The sequence below is a fragment of the Ruegeria sp. BHSC029 genome, assembly GCF_059613085.1.
The window spans coordinates 488,714-514,657 of the sequence record NZ_JBXWRU010000004.1; the positions used below are offsets into that span (position 1 = coordinate 488,714).

Consider the following 25,944-nt stretch of genomic DNA (forward strand, 5'->3'; position numbering starts at 1 on the left):
AGTCGGACGCGCCGTCAGTTCAATTCAGCGTGACCGCGCCAGCATGGCCAGCCGGATCAGAGCGCGTTCGACCAGGGCCATGGCCGGGGCAGTCTGGCCTGCCGACCGGAGAGACAGATCCGTATCCGTCAGCACGGTCAAAGCCGTCTGCAGCTTGTGCGCGCCCCAATTCTGCGCCTGCCGAAGAATGCGGTCACGCCGCTTGCCATAAACCGGCGGCCGGAGTTTGCCGATCCCTTGCGCTGCGCCACCGGGGTCCGAGGCGCAGGCATAGAGCGTGCGAAAATGCCGGGTCGCGCCGATGCACAGGGACACCGCATTGGTTCCCTGCGCCTGCAACCGCCGGATCAGGGGCCCGATTTCACCGGATCGGCCTTCGGCAACGACGTTGAGAACGTCATCCAGGGCCGCCTCATTGGATTGCGGTGCGCAGGCCTCGATGTCCTCGACGGAAACGTCTGTGGCATCACCACGTTTGTAAAGAGACAGCTTTTCAACGGTTTGTGCAAAGTCGCCCGGGCTGAGTTCGGTCGCCAGATCGCTGAGCACGGACATCGCGTCACGGGGAAAGCTCGCAAGTCCGGCTTGGACCAGAACACGCTCGATCTCCGCGCGCGACGGTGGGTCGTCATAGATCCCGACCGCATAGGCGGCCCGATGGCCTTCGAACGCTTTGCGCAGCTTCGAGCTGGCCTTGAGCTGCCCGGCGGTCACAATGATCTGAGCGTCGCCTGGCGCCCAATCCTCGAGCGCGGCGGTGATCGCCGGGGTTGCGGCGTCTGTTGCATCCTCGACGAATACGGCGCGCGCGCCAGGAAAGAACCCCACAGCCTTCACGGCATCCAGCAGAAGGGCAGGATCCGCCCGCAGATCCGAGGCCGGAAGACGGGTCAGGCGCATTTCTTCTTCGGCGCCCGGGCCCAACAGCGCAGCCAATACCTGCTGGCGCTTGAGCGCAACGCGCATCGCGTCGGCACCGTAGATCAACAATCCCGTCTTGTCGGGGTCAGGTTTGGCGAAATACCCCTCGGCGTCGCGCGGGGACAGCTTCATGAAGCCAGGCCCGGTGCGGAATACAGGCGCGTGACGATCTGATCGGACAGGATGACCATCAGCCTCTCTTTGGCATCCCGTTCATCAGCGAGCGTGGAAACGGTGGACCCCGCGGCGGAGTAGCCTACGAAATCGGCCACAGTGCCGGACACAAGGATCTGGCCCGTTTCATTGGATCTCAGCGTATAGCTGGCGCGCCCGTCAATCGAATACCGGTTGGTCTCGTTCGAGGTCGTGATGGCGGCCCCGCGGGTCACCGTAGAGACCTGCACATTCAGGCTGTAATCCTTGGCTGAACTGACGCTGCGCCCGAGGGACTGCTCCAGATTCTGCACCAGAAGGTAGCTTTCGACCGAATCTGGCGCTGACACGGCGACCTTGCCGTATAATTCGCTGCCAGCGCCGCCCGGGGCATAAACCGGCTGGAACCCACAAGCGGGCGCCACGGTCAACGCCGCCAACGAAAGCAGCAGGTTTCTGCGGTCAAACAACGACATTCACGATACGGCCCGGAACAACGATCACCTTTTTCGGAGCAGCGCCATCCAGCGCCTTTTGCACAGCTTCGGTGCTGAGCGCGATTCTTTCAACCTGCGTCTTGTCCAGATCCTTGGCCACGCTGATTTCGGCACGGCGCTTGCCGTTGATCTGGATGGGCAGGGTGACGGTGTCATCGACCAGCATCGACTCGTCCGCCACCGGCCAGGGCGCCAGCGCCACCAGCCCTTCGCCGCCCAGCATCTGCCACAGCTCTTCGGACAGGTGCGGCGTCATCGGCGACATCAGCTGCGCCAGCGTCTTGGCAGCCTGCCGCTTGGCCTGCGCGCCCGCCTTGGATTTGGCCAGCGTGTTGGTAAAGGCATAGAGCTTGGCGATCGAGGCGTTGAAGCCGAAGGATTCGACCCCGCCGGTCACGTCATGGATGGTCTTGTGCATCTCGCGCAGCAGCGCTTCGTCCTCGGCATTGGCTGGGGCGTCGGACGCGGCGATCTCGGACACGATGCGATGCACGCGGCTGAGGTGCTTGTGCGCGGCCTCGGCGCCGGCGGCGGTCCATTCCACGTCACGCTCGGGCGGCGAATCGGACAGAACGAACCAGCGCGCGGTATCCGCCCCGAAGGCCGAGATGATGCTGACCGGGTCGACCACGTTCTTCTTCGATTTCGACATCTTGGCCGAGGGGATGATCTCGACCGGCTCGCCCGTCGCCTTCAGCTTGCCGTCCTCGACCTCTTCCGGCAGGTGATAGACCGGGCGGCCCTTGTCGTCGCGGGTCTGATAGATTTCATGGGTGACCATGCCCTGGGTGAACAGCGCGTCGAACGGCTCGATCGCCTTTTTCGGCAGATGCCCGGTGATGTGCATGGCGCGGGCGAAGAACCGCGAATACAGCAGGTGCAGGATCGCGTGTTCGATGCCGCCGATATACTGGTCCACGTTCATCCAGTACTCGGCTTCGGCCAGATCGGTCGGCGTTTCCGCCCGCGGGGCGGTGAAACGGGCGAAATACCACGACGAATCGACGAAAGTGTCCATCGTGTCGGTTTCGCGCTTGGCCGGTTTGCCGCAGGACGGGCAGGCACAGTCGCGCCAGGTCGGGTGACGATCCAGCGGGTTGCCCGGTTTGTCGAAGGTGACATCGTCGGGCAGGCGAATCGGCAGGTTTTCCTTTTTCTCCGGCACCACGCCGCAATCGTCGCAATGTACCACCGGGATCGGACAGCCCCAGTAGCGCTGGCGCGACAGGCCCCAATCGCGCAGGCGGTACTTGGTCACGCCTTTGCCCCAGCCGGCCTTCTCAGCAAAGTCGATAGTCGCGTCGATGGCTTCCTGTCCGGTGGCCTCGGTCAGACCGGCGAAATGGTTGACCCAGCGCACCTTCTGCTCTTTCGGCGGGACGAAGGCGATCTTGTCCACCGGCGTGTCGTCATCCAGGGCAAAGAAGGTGTCGATTACCGGCAGGTCGTATTTGCGGCAGAAATCCAGGTCGCGCTGGTCATGCGCGGGGCAGGCAAAGATCGCGCCGGTGCCGTAATCCATAAGGATGAAATTCGCGATCCAGACCGGCAGTTCCCAGTTCGGGTCCAGCGGGTGTTTGACGCGGATGCCGGTGTCGAAACCCAGCTTCTCGCCGGTCTCGATGGCCTCTTCCGTGGTGCCGCCCTTGCGGCATTCGGCAACGAATTCAGCGACTTCGGGGTTCGCGGCCTCAAGCTGCTTGGCGATCGGGTGATCGGGCGAGATACCCACGAAAGACGCCCCCAACAGCGTGTCCGGTCGCGTGGTATAGACGGTGATGGGTGCGCTGCCGTCGGTGCGCTCGAAGGAAAACTCCAGCCCGCGTGACTTGCCGATCCAGTTTTCCTGCATCAGCCGCACCTTGGCGGGCCAGTTGTCGAGCGTATCCAGCGCATCAAGCAGCTCTTCCGAGAACTCGGAGATCTTGAAGAACCACTGGGTCAGCTCGCGCCGCTCGACCAATGCGCCCGAGCGCCAGCCGCGGCCGCTTTCCACCTGTTCGTTGGCCAGCACGGTCATGTCCACCGGGTCCCAGTTGACCACGGCGTTCTTGCGATAGACCAGGCCCGCATCCAGCATGTCGAGGAACAGCGCCTGCTGCTGGCCGTAATATTCCGGGTCACAGGTCGCGAATTCGCGCGACCAGTCGATCGACAGGCCCAGCGGCTTCATCTGCGCGCGCATGTCGGCGATGTTGCCATAGGTCCAGTCCTTGGGGTGGCCGCCGATGGCCATGGCCGCGTTTTCCGCCGGCATCCCGAAAGCGTCCCAGCCCATCGGGTGCAGAACGTTGTGCCCGGTGCTCAGCTTGTGGCGCGCGATCACGTCACCCATGGTGTAGTTGCGCACATGCCCCATGTGGATGCGCCCCGACGGATAGGGGAACATTTCCAGCACATAGTATTTCGGCTTGTCCGCCGTCCGTTTGGCGGTGAAGATCCCGGCCTTGTCCCAGGCCTCTTGCCATTTTGCTTCGATTTCGTTGGCCGAGTAACGCGACATCATGCGGTCCTTCGTGAATGAAAACGCCGGGCAGGGGCCCGGCGTGGTAATATTGTGATTTTCTGCGGGTTGCTAGAGCTTGTTGTCCGCGATCCGCAGCTGACGCGCCCGCGAAAGAATCGCATCTTCGACCGCACGCGTGGTCGCCGCGCTGACCGGAGCGCCTCCGCTGGTCTGCAGAGCCACCGAAAGGGACCGCGCCGCCAGGGCCGGATCACTGATGTGCACCGTCGCCCGATAGGACCGCCCGCCGCCCGGCGGTTTGCCGTAACCCGTTATGATAACGCCGGTAAACGGATCCACCTCCTGTACTGGCAGGAAGCTGAGCACATCCAGCGACGCCGCCCACAGGTACCGGTTGACCTGGGTGACCTGTTCCGAGTTGTTGGGGCCGAACACATCCCAGATGGTCGAACGATTCGGATCGTTGAGCTCGCGGGCCTCGGACGAGCTGCCGTCGGCGGATAGAACATTGGGGTTGGGCGACGTGCTCCGATTCTGTCCGCACGCAGAAACGGAGGCAGTCAAAACGGTCAAACCCAAAATCGTCAGCAGGCGCATCGTCGGCAGGTCCTGTTTTCACATGTTTTGCTTTGCTAGGAGATACTCCTAGACAACGTACTGTGCTGCAACAACCCCATTCTTGGCTTACGTACCCGTGCTGCTGAAATATCGGGGTGAATTCGACTGTGGCATCCTTGCACCAATTTGGGGTCAAAGAACCGAAGCTGTCCAAGGCATGCTTGCGCAACAGGGGCAAAAAGAGCGAAACGGTCTGCGTGCTGAGACATATGCAGCAGGTATGTGTCGAGTAGAAATTATTGAAACCGAGGGAAACAAGATGAAAAAAGTTCTCTTCGCATCGACCGCACTGATCGCAACCGCATCGGTTGCCGCGGCCGAAGTTAAGTTCAGCGGTTATGGCCGCTTTGGTATCGGTTACCTGGAAGACCGTACCGGCGTTGTGACCAACTTCAACACCGGCGTGACCGTCACCAACACCGGCGTGACCACCACGACCACCAGCGGTGCGACCAACACTGGTCAGACCACCACGCTGACCGACCAGACCACCACCAACACCGCAACCGTTGCAACCGACGAAACCATCCTGGTCTCGCGCTTCCGCCTGAACATCGACGGCATCGCGGAAACCGACGGTGGCGTCCGCTTTGAAGCACGTGTTCGTCTGCAGGCTGACGAAAACGCCAGCACCGGCGAAGCAAACGCAGCCGGCCTGAACGGCGCTCGCTTCTCGGTCATCTACGGTGGTCTGCGTGTTGACGCCGGCAACGTTGCTGGTTCGTTCGACAACTTGGCAAACTACTACGGTAACGAGCCGGGCCTGGAAAACTTCATCGGCCAGTACTCGGGCGTTGACTACAGCTTCCTGGGCTACTCGTCGACCGGTGCAGGTTCGAACGCTGTGTTCTTCCAGTACGCAGTTGGTGACTTCGCCTTTGGCGCATCGTACGACCAGGCAACCTTTGGTCTGAACGGTGTTGCAGACAGCGCAGACCGCTGGGACATCAGCTTCACCTACAGCTTCAACAACTTCACCGCAGCTGTTGCTTATGGTGAAACCAGCGCCATCGGTGACGCGATCGAGAAGCAGAGCCTGGCAGTTCTGACCCTGGGTGCTGAATTCGGCGACTTCTCGGGCACCATCTTCGTCGCAGACGATGACGTTGCAGACGACTCGCTGAACGGCACTGCATACGGTCTGTCGGCAGCCTACAACGTTGGCGCTGCAACCACCCTGACCTTCGCTTACGGCGACGGTTCGGCTGACAACGACACCCAGCAGTACGGCATTGGCGCCATCTACGACCTGGGCGGCGGTGCATCGCTGCGCGGTGGTATCGGCCAGACGAAAGTTGGCGACGGCGACGGCCGCCTGCGCGCTGACTTCGGTGCTCAGTTCAACTTCTAAGTTGATCTGAACCGCAAGGTTTGAGGGCGGGTCTTCGGACCCGCCCTTTTCTTTTGCGCCGACATGGTGTTTTTCTGCGGACAAATGGAAACAGAGGGAATCCATGTCGCTGCAAGAAATCACCGCCCGCATCGCTAAGGCCGAAGCCGCAGCCGGCCGCCCCAAGGGCTCGGTCCGGCTGATTGCCGTATCCAAGGTGCAGCCCAACGACCGGGTCGAGGCCGTGTTGAAGCAGGGTCACCGGTGTTTTGGTGAAAACCGGGTGCAGGAGGCCGCCGGCAAGTGGCCCGCCTTCCGTGAAAGCTATCCCGATATTGATCTGCATCTGATTGGTCCGCTGCAAACCAACAAGGCGCGGCAGGCGATGGAACTGTGCAACGCGATCCACTCGGTCGACCGTCCCAAACTGGCCAAAACCCTTGCGCGGCTGGCGCAAGAGGTGGGGCAGTGTCCTGATCTATTCATTCAGGTAAATACTGGCGAAGAGGCTCAGAAAGCCGGAGTTATACCCGCCGAGGCCGATGATTTTGTCGCCGAATGTCGATCAATTGACCTGCCGGTGCGTGGGTTGATGTGTATTCCGCCCGTCGACGAAGAGCCCGCGCTGCATTTTTCTTTGCTGGCCAAGATCGCGCGCCGAAACGGGCTGGATGGCCTGTCCATGGGGATGAGCAGCGATTTTGAAACCGCGATCGCGCTGGGTGCAACTCATGTCCGGGTGGGGTCGGCCATTTTTGGTGACCGGGTCAAACCCGCGGAATGATGATCCGGGTTCCGGGTGCGACGCGCCGCGCGATCCAGTGCAGATCGTCGCGCCGGAACGCCACGCAGCCTTCGGTCGGATAACCCGGTCTGCGCCACTGATGCAGAAAGATCGCTGATCCGCTGCCCGGTGTGGCGACGGGCCAATTCCAATCGGTAATCAGCACCAGATCGTACAGCGGGTCAGCCCGACGCAGGCGTTCGTGACTGCATGGATAGGGCGCGCGAACGTGTTGATTGTAGTCCTGATCCCCATCGTCATCCGACCACAGATCGCCCGGCCCGATGGGCAAAGCCCACGGGGCGGGAGGCGCAATCCGATCCGGGCGGTACAGCATTCCGACAATGTGGTGGTGCCCTGTGGGGGTGGCCCCGTCGCCCTCGCGCTTGTGGTTGCTCAGGCCGCCTTTGCCGATGGTGCAGGGAAACCTGCGGCCGAAGAACCGCACTCCGGTCGGCGTTACCACCAGATCAAGAGGGCTCACAGCAGGTGGCCCGATTTCGAGGCCTTGGTCGCCAGATAGGCCCGGTTGTGGGCAGTTTCCCCGACCTTAAGCGGCACACGCTCGGTAACGGCAATCCCGGTCCGTTCCATCATTGCGATCTTGGCGGGGTTGTTGGTCAGCAACCGGACCGAACTGAACCCGAGCGATTTCAGGATGTCCGATCCAAGGCGGAAATCGCGCTCGTCATCTTCAAACCCAAGCCGGTGGTTGGCTTCGACGGTGTCGAAGCCCTGATCCTGCAGGAAATAGGCGCGCATTTTGTTGGCCAGGCCGATCCCGCGACCTTCCTGGTTGAGATACAGCAGAACCCCATGCCCCTCGGCCCCCATCTGGGCCAGGGCACCGCGCAGTTGCGGGCCGCAGTCGCATTTCAGGCTGCCCATCAGGTCACCGGTAAAACAGGCCGAATGCAACCGTGCCAAAACAGGTTTCGAGCGATCCGGGCGGCCGATTTCGATGGCATAGTGCTCCTCACCACCGTCCTCTGGGCGGAAGACGTGCAGACGACCGGCCTCGGACACCTCCATCGGCAGGCGCGCGGCCACCACCTCGTGCAAGGGGCTGCGATCGGCCAGATGCGGCGCGGCGCGTGTGTGGTCGATGCAGGTCAGACCGTGTGTCGCCGCAAAGGCCCGGCCGTTTTCGACCGCAACCACCACCGCGGCGGGCAGCAGGCGGGCGGATTTGGTCAGTGCGATTGCGATGCGATGCAGGTGTGCATTGCCCTGGCGCTGAGTCATTAGGGGTCCCTTCATCGGGGCATTCAGGTCATCGGACGGGTCTGCAACCGCCTGCACCCACCCCAGATCAGCTTCCGCCGGGATCACGACCCGAGCAAGATCACCGTCATAGGCGCGGGCTTTTAGCGTTTCGGCCCGTCGTCCGGTGATGGCAACCACAGGCGTGTCGCCCAGACCTCTCAGGTCCGCCAGACGCTGCGGGTTGAGTGTCTCTGCGGCGACGGCGACAACGCTGAAATCCCCGTCATCCGTCAGCACGACCGGAACGCCCATCCGAAGGTCGGCACGCGCCCGGGCCAGCAACTCGGCGATGTCTGGAATGAGACTCATTGATGTTATCCTGTAACGTTCGACCCTCGTCCTAGCCCGTTCGAAAGGAAATGTGAAACATTTCCGGCCCACCAGACACGAGGGCGTGAGAGCATTGCAGCAAAACTTGTTGATTGCATCTTCCACGCTCAAGTGTAGCAAAAGGTTTAGGAGGACCGGGACATGGCGCAACTCAAGAAAATCCTGCTGGTCGATGACGATGAAGACCTGCGCGAGGCGCTCAGCGAGCAGTTGGTGATGACCGAGGACTTTGATGTATTCGAAGCCTCCGACGGCCAATCCGCGATGGAGCGGGCGCGCGAAGCCATCTATGACCTTGTGATCCTCGATGTGGGGTTGCCCGACACGGATGGGCGCGAGCTGTGCCGCCTGATGCGCAAGCAGGGGGTCAAAAGCCCGATCCTGATGCTGACCGGCCATGACAGCGATGCCGATACGATTTTGGGGTTGGATGCGGGCGCCAACGACTATGTTTCAAAGCCGTTCAAGTTCCCGGTGCTTCTGGCCCGGATCCGCGCGCAGCTGCGCCAGCACGAACAGTCTGAAGATGCCGTTTTTGTCCTGGGGCCGTACACCTTCAAGCCGGCGATGAAGATGTTGATCACCGAGGACGACCGCAAGATTCGGCTGACGGAGAAGGAAACCAACATTCTCAAGTTCCTTTATCGCTCGACCGACGGCGTGGTGGCGCGCGATGTGCTGCTGCACGAGGTCTGGGGCTACAACGCCGGTGTAACCACACATACGCTGGAAACGCACATCTACCGGCTGCGTCAGAAAATCGAGCCCGATCCCTCCAATGCGCGCCTTTTGGTCACAGAATCTGGTGGATATCGACTGGTGTCGTAACCATAGGTGGATTGATGTGGATCAAAGTGATACTCTGCAAGCATCTTTAGGATAATCCCATCCCGTGCATGTCCGGGTCATGACATGTACCTCCCTGTTGGACTGCCGGGCCTTTGGCCCGGCTTTTTTTCGGATGGCACCCCGGCACCTGCCGCGCTAGTTTGCCCGAGTCGCGACAAGGGAACCCCGATCATGCCTTTCACTCTGGCCACCTGGAACATCAATTCCGTTCGCCTGCGCGAGCCGATCGTGCTGAAATTGCTGCAGGAGGAAGCGCCGGACGTGCTGTGCCTGCAAGAATGCAAATCGCCGGTCGACAAGATCCCGACCGAGGGCTTCGCGGAACTGGGCTACACCCATATGATCGCCCGCGGTCAGAAGGGCTATAACGGCGTGGCCATCCTGTCGCGCCTGCCGATCACGGATCTGGGCGATCAGGACTTTGCCGGGCTGGGCCATGCCCGGCATGTGGCGGGGCGATTGGAAAACGGGGTGATCATCCACAATTTCTACGTCCCGGCAGGCGGCGACGTTCCCGATCGCGAGGTGAACGAGAAATTTGGCCAGAAGCTGGATTACCTGACCGACATGCGCGACTGGTTCCACGCCGAAAAGCCGCAGAAATCCATTCTGGTCGGCGACCTGAACATCGCCCCGCGCGAGGACGACGTGTGGTCGCACAAACAACTGCTCAAGGTCGTGTCGCACACGCCGATCGAGGTCGCGCAACTGGCCGAGACGCAGGATGCGGGCGGCTGGGTCGATATCACCCGGCAGGACATCCCCGAGGGACAGCTCTACAGCTGGTGGTCCTATCGCGCCCGCGACTGGGATGCGGCTGACAAGGGGCGGCGCCTGGATCACGTCTGGGCGACGCCTGATATCTCGAACGCCGGCCATTCCAGCTGCGTCCTGCGCGACGCGCGCGGCTGGGAGAAGCCCAGCGACCACGCGCCCGTCTTTGCCAGTTTCGATCTTTGATCGGTGCGGGATTCCGCAACTCGGCCCTTGGTTTCCCGGTCGGCTGGTTGCATATAAGGCGCAAGACTGAATCCGGAGAGTGAATGCCATGGAACTTCTGAACGGCGCAGGCAGCCCCGCAGCCACCGATCTGATCAAAGACGGAACCGAGGCCACTTTCATGGCCGATGTCGTCGAGGCATCGCAGGAATTGCCCATTATCGTCGACTTCTGGGCGCCCTGGTGCGGTCCCTGCAAGACCTTGGGTCCGGCCTTGGAAGAGGCCGTGACCGCGGCCAAGGGCGCGGTCAAGATGGTGAAAATCAACGTGGACGAGGCGCAGATGATCGCCTCGCAATTGCGTATCCAGTCGATTCCGACCGTCTACGCCTTCTTCAAGGGGCAGCCGGTTGACGGATTCCAAGGCGCTTTGCCAGGATCGGAGATCAAGGCCTTTATCGACCGTGTGATCGAGGCTGCCGGGGGCCAGAGCCCGGGCGGCCAGCTGGACGAGGCCGTGGAGGCCGCCGAAGAGATGCTGAATGATGGCGCGGCAGTGGATGCGGCCCAGACCTTTGCCGCCATTCTTGGCGAAGACCCCAAACATGCCGCGGCCTATGGCGGCCTGGTGCGGGCGCATATCGCGATGGGTGACCTTGATCAGGCCGAGGCGATCCTGAACGGCGCTCCGGCCGAGATTTCAACGACGGCCGAGTTGGAAGCTGCCCACGCGCAGCTGGAACTGGCCAAGCAGGCCGCAAATGCCGGGCCGGTGGCCGAGTTGACGGCAGCGGTCGAAGCAGATCCCGACAACCATCAGGTCCGGTTCGACCTGGCGCAGGCGCTCTATGCCAACGGCAAGGCCGCCGAGGCGGTTGACCAGCTTCTGGAGCTGTTCCGCCGCGATCGGGAATGGAATGATGGCGCAGCCAAGGCGCAGCTGTTCACCATCTTCGATGCGCTCAAGGCCAATGACCCGATCGTTTTGAACGGTCGCCGCAAACTCAGCTCGATGATATTTGCCTAACCGCGCATCAGAGCTAGAGTCGGAAACATGATGCATCCCGCCGATCTGCCGGACACGGTGTCCGTGTTTCCTCTGCCCGGGGCGCTGTTGCTGCCCCGGTCACGCCTGCCGCTGCATATTTTCGAGCCCCGCTACCTGCAAATGCTGGATGACGCCTTGAAAACCAAAGAGCGGTTGATCGGCATGGTCCAGCCGAACCCTTGTCAGAACGACGACACCAAATTGCATCGGATCGGATGCGCCGGACGTGTCACGCAGTTTTCCGAGACCGAAGACGGGCGCTATCTGATCACTCTGTCCGGTGTGTCCCGGTTTCGCATCCAATCCGAATTGGATGGTTTCACGCCGTATCGTCGCTGCGCCGTTACCTGGGACGGGTTCGACCGCGATCTGGGCAAAGGGGAAATAGACGATACGTTCGACCGGTCCGGTTTCCTGCGTCTGCTGGGGCGTTACTTTTCCGCCCGCCAACTGTCGACCGATTGGGAGTCACTGAACGAGGCGGATGACGAATTGCTGGTCAATTCCCTGTCTATGCTTCTGGATTTCGACCCTGAGGACAAGCAGGCCCTGCTTGAGGCGCCCTGTCTGCGCACCCGGCGCGAAACGCTTGTCACACTGATCGAATTCTCGCTGCGCGGGGGTTCAAACGAGGAACAATTGCAATGACAGAGACGGAACCGGGATTCGACCGCCACATGCTCGAGGCGCTGATCTGCCCACAGACTCATACCACGCTGGAATATGACGCCGAGCGGCAGGAGTTGGTCTCGAAAGCCGCTGGTCTGGCTTTTCCCATCCGCAACGGGATTCCGGTGATGCTGGTGGATGAGGCGCGCAAGCTCGACTAGATCGGGCGGCCCTGCAGCAGCTTGGGCAGGTCGCCTGTCAAACCGGCGGCCTCGCGCACGAAGCCGCGGCGCAGGCTGGGCAGGGAGCCCACGATGCCCATTCCGATGTCGCGCCCCAGCCGCAGTATCGGATTGTCGTTCGAAAACAGCTTGTTGAACACATCCGTCGCCATTGCCAGGGCCGCCGTGTCAAAGCGGCGCCATTCCTGATAGCGCTCCAGAACCAGCACCGAGCCGATGTCCTCGCCGCGCCGCCCGGCCAGCGTCAGAACCTCGGCCAGCGCGCCGACGTCGCGCAACCCGGCGTTCAGCCCCTGACCGGCGATCGGGTGCATGCCATGGGCCGCATCACCCACCAGCGCCAGCCGCTCGGCGATGAAGGAATTGGCGATGGTCAGGTTCAGCGGATAGGTGAACCGGTCGCCCTGCAGGCGGATGTTACCCAGAAAATCGCCGAATCTGGGCCGCAGAACTTGAAGGTACTCGGCCTCGTCCAGCGCGTTGATGCGCTGCGCGGTGTCAGAGCGTTCGCTCCAGACGATCGAGCTGCGATTGCCGGTCAGCGGCAGGATCGCCAGCGGGCCGGGGGGCATGAAGAACTGATGTGCGATGCCGTGATGCGGCAGGTCGTGTTCGATGGCGCAGACCAGCGCGGTCTGGCCGTAGTCCCATCCGGTCCGCTTGATCCCGGCGCGGGCGGCGGTGCCGCTGCGGCGGCCGTCACACCCCACCAGAAGCCGACCGGACAGCGCCGATCCGTCATCCAGCGTCACGGTCACGCCACCAGGCCCGGTTTCCTGCGCAACCACGGTTTTGCCATCGACCCGAGTGATCGCCGGTTCTGCCTCCATCGCCGCAAGAAACGCGCGCCGCAGGTGACGGTCCTCGACCATATAGCCCATCGGGCCTTCCTCGATCTCGGCATGGTCGAAATGCATGAAAAACGGCGACGGGCCTGCGCCCGCATGGCCATCGGTGACCTTGATCTCCAACATCGGCTGGGCGTGGTCCGCGACCCGCTCCCAAATGCCGATCGCGGCCAGCAACCGTTGCGAGGCCAGCGCCAGCGCATAGGCACGCCCGTCGAACGCCGCGTTCTTGCGCACCTTCTCGGCCAGCGCGTCGATCACGGTGACGCTGTGCCCGGTCTGCGCCAGCGCCAGCGCCAGGGCAGGGCCGTTCAGCCCGCCGCCCACGATCAAGATATCGGAAACCTGTGTCATGCGGTGCAATATGCGCGCCCTTTCGGGATTGTCCATGTGCAGTCCTGTCGCTACCGTCGCCGAAACACGAATTTTTCCGACAAGGGGGCAAAGATGCAGGACTGGCTGACCATGACGGCATGTGACCTGGGCCGGGGGATCGGCATGGGGCAGATCGATCCCGAGGAACTGACCGAGGTCTATCTGACGGCCATCGACGCCCATCCGCACCGCGATCGCATCTATGCCCGCGTCACGCATGACCGCGCCCGCGCCGAAGCCCGCGCGGCCAAGGAACGGGTGGCCCAAGGGCTGCGCCGGTCCCTGCTGGATGGGGTGCCGATCAGCTGGAAGGATCTGTTCGACACCGCCGGGATCGGAACCGAGGCCGGATCGACCCTGCTGCGCGGCCGGGTTCCCGACCATGACGCAACCGTTCTGCGCAACGCGACGGCCATGGGCGCGGTCTGTCTGGGCAAGACGCATATGAGCGAGCTGGCCTTCTCGGGCCTTGGCCTGAACCCCGTCACCGCGACGCCGCCCTGCGTGAATGACGAAAAGGCGGTTCCGGGCGGGTCGTCCTCGGGTGCGGTGGCGTCGGTGGCCTTTGGTCTGGCGGCCTGCGGAATCGGCTCGGATACGGGCGGATCGGTGCGCATTCCGGCCGCGTGGAACGACTTGGTGGGGCTGAAAACCACGTCGGGGCGGTTGAGCCTCGAGGGCGTGGTGCCCCTATGCCTGCGGTTCGACACGGTCGGCCCGCTGGCGCGGTCGGTCGAGGATGCGGCGCAGATGCTGGCGCTGCTGGAAGGCGGAACGCCGGCCGATCTGCGGGGCGCCAGCCTGAAGGGGCGGCGGTTTGCCGATCTGCAGACCATCGCGCAGGACGATCTGCGCGACGCGCCACGCCAGGCCTATGCCGAGGCGCTGGACCGCTTGCGTGATGCAGGGGCCGAAATCGTGCCGCTGGAGGTGCCGGAACTGGTCGAGGCGATGGGCCTGTCCGGTGTTCTCTACACCACCGAAGCCTATGGCCTGTGGCGTGACGTGATCGAGGCCAACCCTGAGGCGATGTATCCCGAAATCCTTGAACGGTTCCGCGCGGGCAAGGGGCATTCCGGCCCGGATTACGTGGCCGCGTGGTCGCGGCTGAAAGCCTGCCGGTCGGCCTGGGACGCGGCCACCGCCGGCTTTGACGCGGTTCTGGCCCCCACCGCGCCGATCCTGCCGCCGGATCTGGACCGGCTGATGAACGACCATGACTACTACGTCACCGAGAACCTTCTGGCCCTGCGCAACACCCGGATCGGCAACCTGATGGGGCTGGCGGCGCTGTCGCTGCCCACCACGATACCGTCCTGCGGGCTGATGATGTTGGGCTATCCGGGCTCGGAAGAGGCGCTTTTGCGGCTGGGCGCGGCGGCCGAGGCGGTTCTGACCTGAATGCCACAATCCCCTGATTCGGAACCTCTTTGTCTGGACGCGCGGGGGTTCGGCCTGTAATCTGCTGGAAAACCGGGGCGCCAATGATCCCGGTATCGAGGCAGCAGTCATGAATTTCCCCGAGCGGTTTTCGAACCTACCGGCCTATGCTTTTCCGCGTCTACGCGCCCTGCTCGACCATCACGTGCCGGGCGGTGATGTCGTGCATATGACGATTGGCGAGCCCAAGCATGACTTTCCGCCCTGGGTGACCGATGTCATCGTGGAAAATGCCGCCGGATTTCAGAAATACCCGCCGAACGAGGGGTCCGACGCGCTGCGCGGGGCCATCGCCGACTGGATCGACCGTCGCTATGGCGTGCGGATGGACCCCGAGACCAACATCATGGCACTGAACGGCACGCGCGAGGGGTTGTATAACGCCGCCATGGCGCTCTGCCCCGAGCAGAAGAACGGCCAGCAGCCGATCGTTTTGTGCCCCAACCCGTTCTATCAAGTCTACATGGTGGCCTCGATCTCGGTCGGGGCGCAGCCGTATTTCGTGCCGGCCACCGCGGCCACCGGGCATCTACCGGACTATGCCGGCCTGCCAGAGGATGTGCTGAACCGCACCGCCGTCACCTATATCTGTTCGCCCGCCAACCCGCAGGGTGCCGTCGCCTCGCGCGACTACTGGGCCGAGCTGATCCGGCTGGCCGAGCGGTACGATTTCCGCATCTTCGCCGACGAGTGCTATTCCGAGATCTACCGCGATACGCCGCCCACCGGCATCCTGACCGTCGCGCAGGAGCTGGGCGCCGATCCCGAGCGGATCACGCTGTTCAACTCGCTGTCGAAACGGTCGAACCTGGCGGGGCTGCGGTCGGGGCTGATCGCGGGCGGGCCGGAAAGCATCAAGCGGGTCAAGCAGTTGCGCGCCTATGCCGGGGCGCCCTTGCCGCTGCCGTTGCAGGCCGCGGCGGCCAGGGTCTGGGCCGACGAGGCGCATGTTCAGGAAAACCGCGCGCTGTATCAGGAAAAATATGCCATCGCCGATCAGGTGTTTGCGGGCGTTCAGGGCTATATGCCGCCCGAGGCGGGGTTCTTTCTTTGGCTGCCCGTCGAGGATGGCGAGCAGGCCGCATTGAAGCTGTGGCGGGAAACCGGGGTTCGGGTCCTGCCGGGCGCATATCTTTCACAAGGGGATCCGGGGCAGAACCCGGGCAAAGGCTTTATCAGGGTCGCGATGGTGGCCCCAAAAACAGAGATGCAGCGCGGGCTGATCACGCTCCGCGACTGCATCTATTCGTGAGGTACGAGGGCACATGGCATCTTACAACGCGCGCAACCGCGACCCATTGCTGGACAGCACCACCCAGGCCGCGATCGAGCGGCGCAGCAAGGAACTGATCGGGATCGCCTTGATCTTGGCCGGCCTGGCCGCCGCGGCGATGATCTGGTTCTACACGCCGGATGATCCGAACTGGATGGTCTCGACCGACGCGCCGGTGCAGAACTGGCTGGGCCGGTTCGGCGCTTCGATCGCCGCACCGTTGTTCATGATCGTGGGCTGGGGCAGCTTTGGCATCGCGCTGGTGCTGGTCGGCTGGGGCGTGCGCTTTGCCGGCCATTTCGGCGAGGATCGCGCCGTGGCCCGCCTGATTTTCGCGCCGATCTGGATCGCCGTCCTCTCGGTCTATGCCGCAACCCTGGTGCCCGGCGCCGAATGGCGCGCGACGCACAGCTTTGGTCTGGGCGGTCTGTTCGGCGACACGGTGATGGGGGCGCTGCTGACGCTGTTGCCGATCTCGTCGCATTTCATGGTCAAGCTGATGTCGCTGGCCATGGCGGCCGGCATGCTGGCATTGGGCGTCTTTGTGCTGGGTTTCACCAAATCGGACGTCCGGCACGGGTTCCGGGCTTTCCTGCTGGGTCTGGTGATGGCCTATGACATGCTGATGACCGCGCTGGGGCAGGGGGCCTCGGCCACGGCCCGTGCCGCGCAGGTGCGCCGGGAAAAGTGGCAGGAACGCAAGGCAACCCAGGCCGCCGGTGCCGAATTCGAGGATGAACTGGCCTATGCCGATCCGGTCTTTGAAGAGCCCGAGATCGCAGCCCCCGAGCCCGTCAAAACGGGCCTGCTTGCGCGCATGCCTGGCCTGATCCGCCGCCCCGAGCCGATGCCCGAACCCGAACTGGTCGATCCGGAACCCGTTACCGGATATGACGAGATGCCGGGCGAGGACCGGATCCGCTCGAAGATCTCCGCGGTGATCCAGAACCGCAAGGTCGCCACCGGTGAAATCGCGCCCGAGCCCGATCCGAACCGCCCGCTGACCAAGGGGCGCGGCCGTGGCCCTGACCCGCTGATCCTGAATACGCCGCGAGCGGGCAACCTTCCGCCCGAACCTCCGCTGACTGCTGCCGGGCTCCCGCCCGAGCCGCCGTTGACAGGTCACCCGGCGCAGCCTTCTGCGGAAATGAAGACGTTCGCGGAAGACCCGGTCTCGGCCTATGCGCCGGAGGATATCGACGACGATCAGGTGTTCGAGGATGCAGAGGACCCAATCGCCGAGGCACGCCCGGCATTGAAGATCCCGGTTGCCGAACCGCGCAAGCCGGTCGTGGCGCAACCCGTCCGGCGCAACGTCCTGCCGTCGCGACGGGCTCAGGCCGAAGCGCAGCCCAGCCTGTCTTTCGAAGAGCGGCACACGGATTTCGAACTGCCGCCGCTCAGCCTGTTGACGAACCCGTCGGGCATTCAGCGTCATCACCTCAGTGACGAAGCGCTGGAGGAAAACGCGCGGATGCTGGAGAACGTGCTGGATGATTATGGGGTCAAAGGCGAGATCGTCAGTGTCCGCCCCGGCCCTGTCGTCACGATGTACGAGTTGGAACCCGCACCGGGCCTGAAAGCCAGCCGCGTGATCGGGCTGGCCGATGATATCGCCCGGTCTATGTCGGCACTGTCCGCGCGGGTCTCGACCCTGCCCGGACGTTCGGTCATCGGCATCGAACTGCCCAACGAGAACCGCGAGATGGTGGTCCTGCGCGAAATCCTGGCAAGCCGCGATTTCGGCGACGGCACCCATGCGCTACCGCTGGCGCTGGGCAAGGATATCGGCGGAGACTCGGTCGTGGCCAACCTGGCCAAGATGCCCCACCTGCTGATCGCCGGGACGACCGGTTCGGGCAAGTCGGTGGCGATCAACACGATGATCCTGTCGCTGCTCTACAAGCTGACACCGGACGAATGCCGCCTGATCATGATCGACCCAAAGATGCTGGAACTTTCCGTCTATGACGGCATCCCGCATCTGCTGTCGCCGGTCGTGACCGACCCGAAAAAGGCGGTGGTTGCCCTGAAATGGGTCGTCGGCGAAATGGAGGACCGCTATCGCAAGATGTCCAAGATGGGCGTGCGCAACATCGCCGGCTACAACGGCCGGGTGAAGGACGCGCTCTCCAAGGGCGAGATGTTCAGCCGCACGGTCCAGACCGGGTTCGATGACGAAACCGGAGAGCCGATCTTCGAGACCGAAGAATTCGAACCCAAGGCCATGCCCTATATCGTCGTCATCGTCGACGAGATGGCTGACCTGATGATGGTGGCCGGCAAGGAGATCGAAGCCTGCATCCAGCGTCTGGCGCAAATGGCACGGGCCTCGGGCATCCACCTGATCATGGCCACGCAGCGCCCATCGGTGGACGTCATCACCGGCACGATCAAGGCCAACTTCCCGACCCGGATCTCGTTCCAGGTGACGTCGAAAGTCGACAGCCGGACCATCCTGGGAGAGATGGGGGCCGAACAGCTGCTGGGGCAGGGCGATATGCTGTACATGGCCGGCGGCGCCAAGATCACCCGCTGCCACGGGCCGTTCGTGTCCGATGAAGAGGTCGAGGAGGTCGTGAACCACCTCAAGCAGTATGGCCCGCCCGACTATGTCGGCAGCGTGCTGGACGGCCCGTCCGAGGACAAGGCCGACAATATCGACGCGGTTCTGGGGCTGAACACCGGCGGTAACACCAATGGTGAGGATGCCCTGTACGATCAGGCGGTTGCCATCGTGATCAAGGATCGCAAGTGTTCAACCTCGTACATCCAGCGGAAACTTGCCATCGGCTACAACAAGGCTGCGCGGCTGGTCGAGCAGATGGAGGACGAAGGCGTTGTTTCGGCAGCAAATCACGTGGGCAAACGCGAAATCCTCGTCCCGGAACAGTAGGATATTTAATAACAAGGGCAGAGCGCATATCTGTGTGTCATGAAACAGATTGCCTTTGCCTTTGCCCTTGCTTTGACTGCCCCTGCAGCCTGGGCCGCCGACAAGCTTCCCTTGTCGCAGATCTCGAACTATCTGAACGGATTGAAGGCCGTTCAGACGACGTTTACCCAAGTCAACGATGACGGATCGCTGAGTACCGGCAAGCTGTGGCTGCAGCGCCCCGGAAAGATGCGGTTCGAATACGATCCGCCCAACAGCGCTGTCGTGCTGGCCAATGCCGGCACGGTGATGGTGTTCGACCCCAAATCAAACCAGCCGCCCGAGCAGTACCCGTTGAAGCGCACACCGCTGTCGCTGGTTCTGGCGCGCAACGTGAACCTGTCGCAGGCCAACATGGTAGTCGGCCACACATTTGATGGCACAGCCACGGTCGTCACCGCGCAGGACCCGAAAAACCCCGAGTCCGGGCGGATCGAGCTGATGTTCACGGCTAATCCGATCGAGCTGAGGAAATGGGTCATCTACGACAACGCCGGGGGTCAAACCACGGTGCTGCTGGGTCCCCTCAACGAAGATGTCAGAATCGACAGCGGCCTGTTTTCGAACAAGGCGCGGCGCGGGTCAGAAAATCGCTGACCCGCGGCTCTTTCAATAGCGGCAGCTGGACAGCTGCGCCTGGTACATCTGCGCGCGTGCGTCCACGTCATTGGCCACGTTCAATAACCAGGTCTTGCCGTAATGGCTGCCGCGTGCGTAACCCGCGCGACCTTCGTGATACGCCAGATACTGGTTCCGCGTGTCGCTGGTCGAGATGCCGATCTTCTGACTGCTTTTGTTCATGTACCATCCGACGAAATCTGATGCGTCACGAATGCGGTCACGCTTGGCGCGCCGCTTCCCGGTTTCGCGCTGGTATTCTTCCCAGGTTCCGTCCAGGGCCTGGCTGAAGCCATAGGCGCTGCTCTGACGGCCCATCGGAATAACCCCAAGAACATATTTGTGGGGCGTCCGGGCGTCGTGACGATAGCGGCTTTCTTGGTAGATGGTTGCCATCTGGACATGGACCGGAACACCCCATTTGCGTTCGGTGCTCTTGAACGCCTTGATCATGTCCGGTCGCTCGCGTGCGATGGCGCAAGCGTCATTGAGGTTGCTGGGCGGACGCTGTGCGCCGCCCCCACAGGATGCCAAAAACAGCACCCCGAAGAGTACGAGAAGTTTTCTGCTCATGTGCCTCGTGCCTTTTTTCTTTATTCTAGCGCAGATTGCAGGCCGAGGAAATCACAATCGTATAAGAAACCGTGCAGCAGGCCGTCGACTGTCAGGCATAGGTTCACAGACTGTTTCCGCGAATTTCAGATCAATGATTGGCAATTGCCGGCGGAAAGGTTTAGTAAGTGCCTTGGGGGCTGAAACAATGCTGAAGACACATGCAAAGTACCGCCTGGGCCAGGTGGTTCGTCACAAGAAACATCCCTTCCGAGGGGTGATTTTTGACGTGGATCCGGAATTTGCGAACACCGAGGAATGGTACGAGGCAATTCCCGAAGACAGCCGCCCGATCAAGGATCAGCCGTTCTACCATTTGCTGGCCGAGAACGATCAATCCTTCTATGTGGCTTATGTATCAGAGCAAAATCTGATTGCCGACCAGTCTGGCGAACCTGTTGATCATCCTGATATTCCCAACATGTTCGGGCCGTTTCAGGACGGCAGCTATCCGCTGCACTTCCAGCTGAACTGATACGGTGCTGACGCCATTGCGGCGTCAGTAACCCAAAGCGCAACCGTCCTTTCGGGGATCGCTGGCGCCCTCCAATACTCCGCTTTGATGGATTCGGATCGCCTGCGCACCGCCCAGTGGCGTTTCCGTTTCGACGACATTGTGTCCCATTTCCGACAATTGTTGCGCGATCCTGCGATCGTAGCCGGGTTCGATCTTCAAGATCGAACCGTCGGCAAAAGCGCGGGGTGCGTCGACGGCGTGCTGCAGCCCCAAGTCGAAATCCAGAAGGTTGGAAACCAGGCGCGCGTGGCCTGTCGGCTGATAGGCCCCGCCCATCACGCCGAACGGCATGGCTATCTGACCGTTTTGCTTCAGCATCGCGGGAATGATCGTGTGCATCGGGCGCTTGCCGCCGCCCAGCTCGTTCGGATGTCCCGGTTCAAGGTTGAAACCACATCCGCGGTTCTGCAGGAGTATGCCAAATTTTTCCGAGGCGATGCCCGATCCGAAGCTGTGGAAGATCGAATAGATCAGAGAAACAGCCATACGGTCCCGGTCGACGACCGTGACGTAAACTGTGTCCTTGTGCACGGCTTCGGTCAGCGGCGCTGCGGCAGTCATGGCGCGCCGGGGATCAATCAGCTCGGCCAGCTTTGCCGCCGTTTCCGGCGCCAGAAAATGTTCCATGCGCGACGTATGATCCGGGTCGGCGATGAACCGGTTGCGTGCATCGTAGGCCAGCTTGGTCGCCTCGGCTTCGATATGCGCCCGTTCGGCGCCCGACGGGTCCATGCCTGCAATGTCGAAATGCTTGAGGATGTTGAGAAGCAGGATCGCAGTCGCGCCTTGTCCGTTCGGCGGATGTTCCAGCAGTTCAGCGTTGCGGTAGTCACCTCCGACCGGTGAGGCTTCGATGAACTTTGTGTCGTGAAAATCGGTGGCCGAATGGATCCCGCCTCGAGAATTCAACGCGGCCAGCATGTCATCGGCGATTTCGCCCTCGTAAAAGGCGTCACGCCCATTTCGGGCCACGCGACGCAGGACTTCTGCCTGACCCGGAGCGCGGAACATCTGACCTGTCGTTGGGGCGCGGTCGTCGATCAGATAGTGATCCCGGGCTGCGCCCTGCAGCGTTTCGGCCCCGATCGACCAGTCAAGCGCGACGCGGGGTGCAACCGGAACGCCCGTTTCGGCATAGTGAATTGCAGGTTGAAGAAGGGCCTCGATCCCCAACCGACCCTCGGCCTCTGACAGGTGGCAGAATGCATCGACAGCCCCGGGGATCGTCACCGCTTCGGGGCGGTCAAGTGGCACAGCAGCCAACCCACGGGCCCGCAGATCTTCGGCCGAGGCTCCAGCGGGCGCCCGCCCGGATCCGTTCAGCGCGCGAACCTTCGTTTCGCCGGCGCGATTGTAAAGAACGAAACAGTCGCCACCCAGACCTGTCATCTGCGGTTCGCAGATGCCCAGAAGTACGCCCGCGGCAATGGCGGCGTCCATCGCGTTTCCGCCGCGGCCCAGAATGTCCAGCGCCACCTTTGCAGCCAGCGGATGCGAGGTTGCGCACATCCCTTCGGTCGACAAAACCTCGGAACGGCCGGGGGCATGGAAATCGCGCATGGAATGGGTCTCCTCCTGAACGGCTCGACACTAGGGTGCCGTTGGCTGATGTCCAGTCATTTCAAGGAGAAGGTCCTCGGCGCCGTTCACTGGGTGGGGGCTGTGACACATGGCGCCGAGGGAAGCTATCTGAGCTACCCCTTGTTTCTGCCCGTCGTTTGCGGCGCGACAATGGTCCGATCTGGGCGTTATTGTGGCCGATCCGCTTTTTTTGTGCGCTCAAACCGCAAGAATAGCAGGTTTTGGCCGTTTCTGCGGTCATACCGCACCTCGTCGGCCAATATGCGGATCAGGAACCAACCGAATCCACCTTCGGGCAGGTTTGAAGTATCGGTTTCCACACTGGCGGGAATACCATCAGGCATCTTCAGGCCGGGCAAGGGGTGCCCGGTGTCAGTGATCTGGACCTCCAGGTAATCTTTGGAGTCCAGCACGGAAACCCGAACCATTCCGGGCGCGCGCTCAGCATAGGCGTGTTCGACAACATTGTTGATCGCCTCGGCCAACACGATCTTGATGTCGGCAGTCTTTTGCCCCGGCAAACCGAGATTCGACAGCCCCGCGTGCAACGAAGCGATGGCGCGGCTGGCCTCGGCTTCGACGGCAGGGAACGCCACTTCGAGTCGGCCGTCTTCGCAGTTGACTGTCACGCCATTTGCCCCCTGACGCTTCACTCCAACTCGGAGGCCAGCGCGTCATCCAAGTTGGGATGCAGTTTGAAAACCGTATCCATCCGCGTCAGCCGAAAAACCTTGGCCACGACAGGCTGCAATCCTGCCAGTTCCAGCCTGCGCCCATTTCCAAGTTGCTTCATGGACGCCACAATCGCGCCCAATCCACTGGAGTCTATGAACTTGACCGCAGACAGGTCCAGGATGATCCGACCGGCGCCATCCGCGGTTTGGGTCCGCATGTCTTCCTTGAACTGTATCGCCATGGCGGCGTCGATGCGGGCGGCGTCGACTGTGATGATCTGCGTTTCGCCTGTCGTTTTGCTGCTCAGTGCCACGTGACTTCCCTCGGATTCCGTCGATCGATCGTAGAAATACGCTAGACGGCATTTCTTACCATTCGGTATCCAAGCACTCGACAAAAGGAGGAGTCGTCACATGAAAGAGGTTGTGATCGCTGGTGCGGCCCGGACGCCGATGGGCGGGTTTCAAGGAATGTTCGACGGCGTGCCTGCGGCGGAACTGGGTGGCGTCGCCATTCGCGCGGCGCTTGAAAACGCCAAGACGCAGACGGTCGACGAGGTTTTGATGGGCTGCGTTCTGCCCGCCGGTCAGGGGCAGGCTCCGGCGCGGCAGGCAGGGTTTGCGGCAGGTCTGGGTGAAGAGGTGCCTGCGACCACGCTGAACAAGATGTGCGGGTCGGGCATGAAGGCGGCGATGATGGCGTTCGATCAGATCGCGCTTGGCCATGCAGACTCGATGGTTGCGGGTGGGATGGAAAGCATGACGAATGCGCCCTACTTGCTGCCCAAGATGCGCGGCGGGGCTCGTATCGGTCACGGCCAGGTGGTGGATCACATGTTCCTGGACGGGTTGGAAGATGCCTATGACAAGGGCCGCCTGATGGGCACTTTTGCCGAAGACTGCGCCGAGGCTTATCAATTCACCCGAGAGGCGCAAGACGAATACGCGTTGAAATCGCTGTCGAATGCGCTCGAAGCGCAGGCCAGCGGGGCCTTCTCGGACGAGATCGCAGCCGTCACGGTCCGAAGCCGCAAAGGTGAAATCATTCAGGATTCGGACGAGCAGCCCAAATCGGCGCGGCCGGAAAAGATACCGACGCTGAAGCCGGCATTCCGCAAGGATGGCACGGTGACGGCGGCCAATTCCTCGTCAATCTCGGATGGCGCAGCGGCGCTGGTTCTTGCTGCGGCTGACACGGCCGAGGCGCGCGGCCTGAATGTACGTGCCCGCATCCTGGGCCACGCGAGCCACGCCCAGGCGCCCGGCCTTTTCACGACGGCTCCGGTCCCGGCCGCGCAGAAGCTGCTGGAACGGATCGGTTGGAGCAAGGACGACGTGGACCTGTGGGAAGTGAACGAGGCGTTTGCCGTTGTTCCGATGGCCTTCATGCACGAAATGGGCCTGCCGCGCGACAAGGTCAACGTCAACGGTGGCGCCTGTGCCCTTGGTCATCCGATCGGTGCCTCAGGTGCACGCATCATGGTGACGCTTCTAAATGCACTCGAGAAGCGTGGCCTGAAGCGCGGAGTGGCCGCGATCTGCATCGGAGGCGGCGAAGGCACCGCAATCGCGATCGAGCGGGTTTGACGCTTTGGCATTTTGCCATTAGCTGAACCGGGCCGCAGAGGTTGCGGCCCGGTTGCACATTGGAAATGACCCCATGAAAGCTGACTACGCGCTCTTGTCCAAAACCATCGAAGCCCTGACGGAAGGTGAAACTGACCAGGTCGCTCTGATGGCCACCGTCGCCTGCGAGGTGCATCACAGCGACGACCGCTTTGACTGGACAGGGTTTTACCGTGTGACCGAGCCGGAGTTGTTGAAGATCGGACCCTATCAAGGCGGGCATGGGTGTTTGGTCATTCCGTTCTCGCGCGGGGTCTGCGGGGCAGCAGCGCGGACCGGAGAGGTTCAGCTGGTCCCGGATGTGGATGCGTTTGAGGGGCACATTGCCTGTGCCTCGTCGACCCGGTCCGAATTGGTTCTGCCGGTGCGGGACTCTGCGGGGCAGGTCATCGGGGTCTTTGATATCGACAGCGATCAGCCCGATGCGTTCGAGCAGGCCGATGCCGATGGGCTGTCGCGTATCCTCGCGCAGGTTTTCGGGCGTCTGTAGAACCTTTATTCCGGTTCGATTCCCGAGGCTTTGAGCTGAGAGTCCGGCTCCACGTGAATGATGGTCCGGGCCTCGGGCAGCTTTTCCGCGATTGCATCTTCGATCGCGTCACAGATGTCGTGGGCGTCACCGACTGTCATGTTGCGATCGACGACCAGATGAAATTCGATGAACACGGCTTTGCCGGCCCGTCGGGTGCGCAGATCGTGGATCTGCAAGGCTCCCTGAGACGAGTTCCGAACGGCGGCCTCGATGATGGCCGTGTCCTCGGTGTGGGCCGCTGAATCCATCAGATCTCCGGCCGAATGGAAAATGACCTTCCAACCTTCGCGCAGAATATTCGCGGCCACCAGAATGGCCAGCAACGGGTCAAGAACGGCCCAGCCTGTGAGCAATACGAGGATCAGCCCCAACAAGACCCCGGCCGAGGTCCAGACGTCGGTCATCAGGTGGCGCCCATTGGCGGTCATGGCCGGCGAGCGCCGTTTCTGACCCGCCGAGATCAAGACGCGGGCCCAGACCAGGTTCAGGACCATGGCCGCTGCGTTCACGGCCAGTCCGATCGGTCCGAGCTGGTCCAGGTGAGGCGCGAACAAGGCGCCCCAGGCTTCCTGAATGATCAGGATTGCGGCGAGAACGATCAGGGTCCCCTCGGCGATGGCCGAGAAGTTCTCGGCCTTGTGATGTCCGAAAGGGTGATTGCTGTCGGCAGGACGCTCTGCCATCCGAATGGCAAACCACGCCAGCAGCGCGCCAACCACGTTGACCAAAGACTCCATTGCGTCGGAATACAGAGCGACCGACCCGGTCAAATGCCATGCCAGGACCTTGAGCAGCAGCACCAGCAGGGACACCGCCACTGACCCGATGGCCAGCGCCTGGGACGAAGTTCTGTCAATCAT

At 62.2% G+C, this 25,944-nt stretch carries 26 protein-coding genes; 14 read left to right on the top strand and 12 right to left on the bottom strand.

Annotated features, from left to right (window positions below; translation table 11 throughout):
• Window positions 1-24 precede the first annotated feature (24 nt).
• From holA to AC2FML_RS12500, 4 genes are all read right to left on the bottom strand, one after another.
• On the bottom strand, window positions 25-1,053 hold the full coding sequence (holA, locus tag AC2FML_RS12485; RefSeq protein WP_496783370.1) for a DNA polymerase III subunit delta: 1,029 nt from the start codon (window positions 1,051-1,053) through the stop codon (window positions 25-27).
• Window positions 1,050-1,550 (bottom strand): LPS assembly lipoprotein LptE, encoded by a 501-nt coding sequence (lptE, locus tag AC2FML_RS12490; RefSeq protein ID WP_170342238.1) that lies wholly within the window; start codon window positions 1,548-1,550, stop codon window positions 1,050-1,052. The genes holA and lptE overlap by 4 nt, the downstream gene beginning before the upstream one ends.
• A complete protein-coding gene (leuS, locus tag AC2FML_RS12495; RefSeq protein WP_496783372.1) occupies window positions 1,537-4,074 on the bottom strand; it encodes a leucine--tRNA ligase in 2,538 nt (845 codons plus the stop codon). The genes lptE and leuS overlap by 14 nt, the downstream gene beginning before the upstream one ends.
• Window positions 4,075-4,146: 72 nt before the next feature.
• Entirely contained in the window at window positions 4,147-4,635 is a 489-nt protein-coding gene (locus AC2FML_RS12500) for a DUF3576 domain-containing protein (RefSeq protein ID WP_170341302.1), read from the bottom strand.
• A gap of 280 nt (window positions 4,636-4,915) precedes the next feature.
• On the opposite strand from AC2FML_RS12500, the gene AC2FML_RS12505 reads away from it, so the two are divergent.
• Window positions 4,916-6,007 (top strand): porin, encoded by a 1,092-nt coding sequence (locus tag AC2FML_RS12505; RefSeq protein ID WP_496783470.1) that lies wholly within the window; start codon window positions 4,916-4,918, stop codon window positions 6,005-6,007.
• 103 nt (window positions 6,008-6,110) lie between these two features.
• Window positions 6,111-6,770 (top strand): YggS family pyridoxal phosphate-dependent enzyme, encoded by a 660-nt coding sequence (locus AC2FML_RS12510; RefSeq protein WP_496783374.1) that lies wholly within the window; start codon window positions 6,111-6,113, stop codon window positions 6,768-6,770.
• On the opposite strand, the gene AC2FML_RS12515 is transcribed toward AC2FML_RS12510, so the two are convergent.
• Both AC2FML_RS12515 and ribA read right to left on the bottom strand, forming a co-directional pair.
• The gene (locus AC2FML_RS12515; protein WP_496783375.1) at window positions 6,754-7,254 is read right to left on the bottom strand and encodes a L,D-transpeptidase family protein; all 501 of its coding nucleotides are present in this window, start codon (window positions 7,252-7,254) and stop codon (window positions 6,754-6,756) included. The genes AC2FML_RS12510 and AC2FML_RS12515 overlap by 17 nt on opposite strands.
• Window positions 7,251-8,345 (bottom strand): GTP cyclohydrolase II, encoded by a 1,095-nt coding sequence (gene ribA / locus AC2FML_RS12520; protein WP_170360820.1) that lies wholly within the window; start codon window positions 8,343-8,345, stop codon window positions 7,251-7,253. Before ribA ends, AC2FML_RS12515 begins: the two co-directional genes overlap by 4 nt.
• 162 nt (window positions 8,346-8,507) lie before the next feature.
• Between ribA and AC2FML_RS12525 the strand changes: the two genes are divergently transcribed.
• The 5 genes from AC2FML_RS12525 to AC2FML_RS12545 all read left to right on the top strand — a co-directional run bounded on the left by AC2FML_RS12525 (window position 8,508) and on the right by AC2FML_RS12545 (window position 12,032).
• Complete coding sequence (locus tag AC2FML_RS12525; RefSeq protein ID WP_093964262.1) at window positions 8,508-9,194, top strand: response regulator transcription factor; 687 nt, start codon at window positions 8,508-8,510, stop codon at window positions 9,192-9,194.
• Between the two features lie 192 nt (window positions 9,195-9,386).
• On the top strand, window positions 9,387-10,175 hold the full coding sequence (locus AC2FML_RS12530; RefSeq protein WP_496783377.1) for an exodeoxyribonuclease III: 789 nt from the start codon (window positions 9,387-9,389) through the stop codon (window positions 10,173-10,175).
• An 88-nt stretch (window positions 10,176-10,263) separates the two neighbouring features.
• The gene (locus AC2FML_RS12535) at window positions 10,264-11,181 is read left to right on the top strand and encodes a thioredoxin family protein (RefSeq protein ID WP_170360825.1); all 918 of its coding nucleotides are present in this window, start codon (window positions 10,264-10,266) and stop codon (window positions 11,179-11,181) included.
• A gap of 27 nt (window positions 11,182-11,208) precedes the next feature.
• Window positions 11,209-11,850, top strand: a complete 642-nt coding sequence (locus tag AC2FML_RS12540) for an LON peptidase substrate-binding domain-containing protein (protein ID WP_093964265.1) — start codon at window positions 11,209-11,211, stop codon at window positions 11,848-11,850.
• The gene (locus AC2FML_RS12545) at window positions 11,847-12,032 is read left to right on the top strand and encodes a Trm112 family protein (protein ID WP_093964266.1); all 186 of its coding nucleotides are present in this window, start codon (window positions 11,847-11,849) and stop codon (window positions 12,030-12,032) included. The genes AC2FML_RS12540 and AC2FML_RS12545 overlap by 4 nt, the downstream gene beginning before the upstream one ends.
• On the opposite strand, the gene AC2FML_RS12550 is transcribed toward AC2FML_RS12545, so the two are convergent.
• Entirely contained in the window at window positions 12,029-13,291 is a 1,263-nt protein-coding gene (locus AC2FML_RS12550; protein ID WP_496783378.1) for an FAD-dependent monooxygenase, read from the bottom strand. The genes AC2FML_RS12545 and AC2FML_RS12550 overlap by 4 nt on opposite strands.
• A gap of 57 nt (window positions 13,292-13,348) precedes the next feature.
• Here AC2FML_RS12550 and AC2FML_RS12555 point away from each other — a divergent pair, with 57 nt between their 5' ends.
• The 4 genes from AC2FML_RS12555 to AC2FML_RS12570 all read left to right on the top strand — a co-directional run bounded on the left by AC2FML_RS12555 (window position 13,349) and on the right by AC2FML_RS12570 (window position 19,521).
• Window positions 13,349-14,677: an amidase gene (locus AC2FML_RS12555; RefSeq protein ID WP_496783380.1), complete on the top strand. Its 1,329-nt coding sequence runs from the start codon at window positions 13,349-13,351 to the stop codon at window positions 14,675-14,677.
• 109 nt (window positions 14,678-14,786) lie between these two features.
• Window positions 14,787-15,968 carry an aminotransferase class I/II-fold pyridoxal phosphate-dependent enzyme gene (locus AC2FML_RS12560; RefSeq protein WP_496783382.1) on the top strand — a complete coding sequence of 394 codons (1,182 nt, stop codon included), beginning with the start codon at window positions 14,787-14,789 and terminating at the stop codon, window positions 15,966-15,968.
• A 13-nt stretch (window positions 15,969-15,981) separates the two neighbouring features.
• The gene (locus AC2FML_RS12565; protein ID WP_496783384.1) at window positions 15,982-18,885 is read left to right on the top strand and encodes a DNA translocase FtsK 4TM domain-containing protein; all 2,904 of its coding nucleotides are present in this window, start codon (window positions 15,982-15,984) and stop codon (window positions 18,883-18,885) included.
• Window positions 18,886-18,924: 39 nt separating this feature from the next.
• Window positions 18,925-19,521, top strand: a complete 597-nt coding sequence (locus tag AC2FML_RS12570; RefSeq protein WP_475145104.1) for a LolA family protein — start codon at window positions 18,925-18,927, stop codon at window positions 19,519-19,521.
• A gap of 12 nt (window positions 19,522-19,533) precedes the next feature.
• On the opposite strand, the gene AC2FML_RS12575 is transcribed toward AC2FML_RS12570, so the two are convergent.
• A complete protein-coding gene (locus AC2FML_RS12575; protein WP_093964271.1) occupies window positions 19,534-20,115 on the bottom strand; it encodes a transglycosylase SLT domain-containing protein in 582 nt (193 codons plus the stop codon).
• 187 nt (window positions 20,116-20,302) lie between these two features.
• On the opposite strand from AC2FML_RS12575, the gene hspQ reads away from it, so the two are divergent.
• Entirely contained in the window at window positions 20,303-20,629 is a 327-nt protein-coding gene (gene hspQ / locus AC2FML_RS12580; protein ID WP_170341320.1) for a heat shock protein HspQ, read from the top strand.
• Window positions 20,630-20,653: 24 nt separating this feature from the next.
• Here the strand turns inward: hspQ and AC2FML_RS12585 are convergent, their stop codons facing one another.
• The 3 genes from AC2FML_RS12585 to AC2FML_RS12595 all read right to left on the bottom strand — a co-directional run bounded on the left by AC2FML_RS12585 (window position 20,654) and on the right by AC2FML_RS12595 (window position 23,240).
• Window positions 20,654-22,231 (bottom strand): gamma-glutamyltransferase family protein, encoded by a 1,578-nt coding sequence (locus AC2FML_RS12585; RefSeq protein ID WP_496783386.1) that lies wholly within the window; start codon window positions 22,229-22,231, stop codon window positions 20,654-20,656.
• 188 nt (window positions 22,232-22,419) lie between these two features.
• A complete protein-coding gene (locus AC2FML_RS12590) occupies window positions 22,420-22,881 on the bottom strand; it encodes an ATP-binding protein (RefSeq protein ID WP_496783388.1) in 462 nt (153 codons plus the stop codon).
• 20 nt (window positions 22,882-22,901) lie between these two features.
• A complete protein-coding gene (locus AC2FML_RS12595) occupies window positions 22,902-23,240 on the bottom strand; it encodes an STAS domain-containing protein (protein ID WP_480637332.1) in 339 nt (112 codons plus the stop codon).
• Between the two features lie 100 nt (window positions 23,241-23,340).
• Between AC2FML_RS12595 and AC2FML_RS12600 the strand changes: the two genes are divergently transcribed.
• On the top strand, window positions 23,341-24,513 hold the full coding sequence (locus tag AC2FML_RS12600; RefSeq protein ID WP_170341327.1) for an acetyl-CoA C-acyltransferase: 1,173 nt from the start codon (window positions 23,341-23,343) through the stop codon (window positions 24,511-24,513).
• Between the two features lie 73 nt (window positions 24,514-24,586).
• Window positions 24,587-25,042 carry a GAF domain-containing protein gene (locus AC2FML_RS12605; protein ID WP_170342295.1) on the top strand — a complete coding sequence of 152 codons (456 nt, stop codon included), beginning with the start codon at window positions 24,587-24,589 and terminating at the stop codon, window positions 25,040-25,042.
• A 5-nt stretch (window positions 25,043-25,047) separates the two neighbouring features.
• Here the strand turns inward: AC2FML_RS12605 and AC2FML_RS12610 are convergent, their stop codons facing one another.
• Window positions 25,048-25,944, bottom strand: coding sequence for a cation diffusion facilitator family transporter (locus AC2FML_RS12610; RefSeq protein WP_496783390.1), 897 nt, complete (start codon window positions 25,942-25,944; stop codon window positions 25,048-25,050).

Coding starts and splice junctions, on each gene's coding strand:
- holA (WP_496783370.1), bottom strand. CDS start 1,053: ATGAAGCTGTCCCCGCGCGACGCCGAGGGGTATTTCGCCAAACCTGAC.
- lptE (WP_170342238.1), bottom strand. CDS start 1,550: ATGTCGTTGTTTGACCGCAGAAACCTGCTGCTTTCGTTGGCGGCGTTG.
- leuS (WP_496783372.1), bottom strand. CDS start 4,074: ATGTCGCGTTACTCGGCCAACGAAATCGAAGCAAAATGGCAAGAGGCC.
- AC2FML_RS12500 (WP_170341302.1), bottom strand. CDS start 4,635: ATGCGCCTGCTGACGATTTTGGGTTTGACCGTTTTGACTGCCTCCGTT.
- AC2FML_RS12505 (WP_496783470.1), top strand. CDS start 4,916: ATGAAAAAAGTTCTCTTCGCATCGACCGCACTGATCGCAACCGCATCG.
- AC2FML_RS12510 (WP_496783374.1), top strand. CDS start 6,111: ATGTCGCTGCAAGAAATCACCGCCCGCATCGCTAAGGCCGAAGCCGCA.
- ribA (WP_170360820.1), bottom strand. CDS start 8,345: ATGAGTCTCATTCCAGACATCGCCGAGTTGCTGGCCCGGGCGCGTGCC.
- AC2FML_RS12525 (WP_093964262.1), top strand. CDS start 8,508: ATGGCGCAACTCAAGAAAATCCTGCTGGTCGATGACGATGAAGACCTG.
- AC2FML_RS12530 (WP_496783377.1), top strand. CDS start 9,387: ATGCCTTTCACTCTGGCCACCTGGAACATCAATTCCGTTCGCCTGCGC.
- AC2FML_RS12535 (WP_170360825.1), top strand. CDS start 10,264: ATGGAACTTCTGAACGGCGCAGGCAGCCCCGCAGCCACCGATCTGATC.
- AC2FML_RS12540 (WP_093964265.1), top strand. CDS start 11,209: ATGATGCATCCCGCCGATCTGCCGGACACGGTGTCCGTGTTTCCTCTG.
- AC2FML_RS12545 (WP_093964266.1), top strand. CDS start 11,847: ATGACAGAGACGGAACCGGGATTCGACCGCCACATGCTCGAGGCGCTG.
- AC2FML_RS12550 (WP_496783378.1), bottom strand. CDS start 13,291: ATGGACAATCCCGAAAGGGCGCGCATATTGCACCGCATGACACAGGTT.
- AC2FML_RS12555 (WP_496783380.1), top strand. CDS start 13,349: ATGCAGGACTGGCTGACCATGACGGCATGTGACCTGGGCCGGGGGATC.
- AC2FML_RS12560 (WP_496783382.1), top strand. CDS start 14,787: ATGAATTTCCCCGAGCGGTTTTCGAACCTACCGGCCTATGCTTTTCCG.
- AC2FML_RS12565 (WP_496783384.1), top strand. CDS start 15,982: ATGGCATCTTACAACGCGCGCAACCGCGACCCATTGCTGGACAGCACC.
- AC2FML_RS12570 (WP_475145104.1), top strand. CDS start 18,925: ATGAAACAGATTGCCTTTGCCTTTGCCCTTGCTTTGACTGCCCCTGCA.
- AC2FML_RS12575 (WP_093964271.1), bottom strand. CDS start 20,115: ATGAGCAGAAAACTTCTCGTACTCTTCGGGGTGCTGTTTTTGGCATCC.
- hspQ (WP_170341320.1), top strand. CDS start 20,303: ATGCTGAAGACACATGCAAAGTACCGCCTGGGCCAGGTGGTTCGTCAC.
- AC2FML_RS12585 (WP_496783386.1), bottom strand. CDS start 22,231: ATGCGCGATTTCCATGCCCCCGGCCGTTCCGAGGTTTTGTCGACCGAA.
- AC2FML_RS12600 (WP_170341327.1), top strand. CDS start 23,341: ATGAAAGAGGTTGTGATCGCTGGTGCGGCCCGGACGCCGATGGGCGGG.
- AC2FML_RS12605 (WP_170342295.1), top strand. CDS start 24,587: ATGAAAGCTGACTACGCGCTCTTGTCCAAAACCATCGAAGCCCTGACG.
- AC2FML_RS12610 (WP_496783390.1), bottom strand. CDS start 25,944: ATGATTGACAGAACTTCGTCCCAGGCGCTGGCCATCGGGTCAGTGGCG.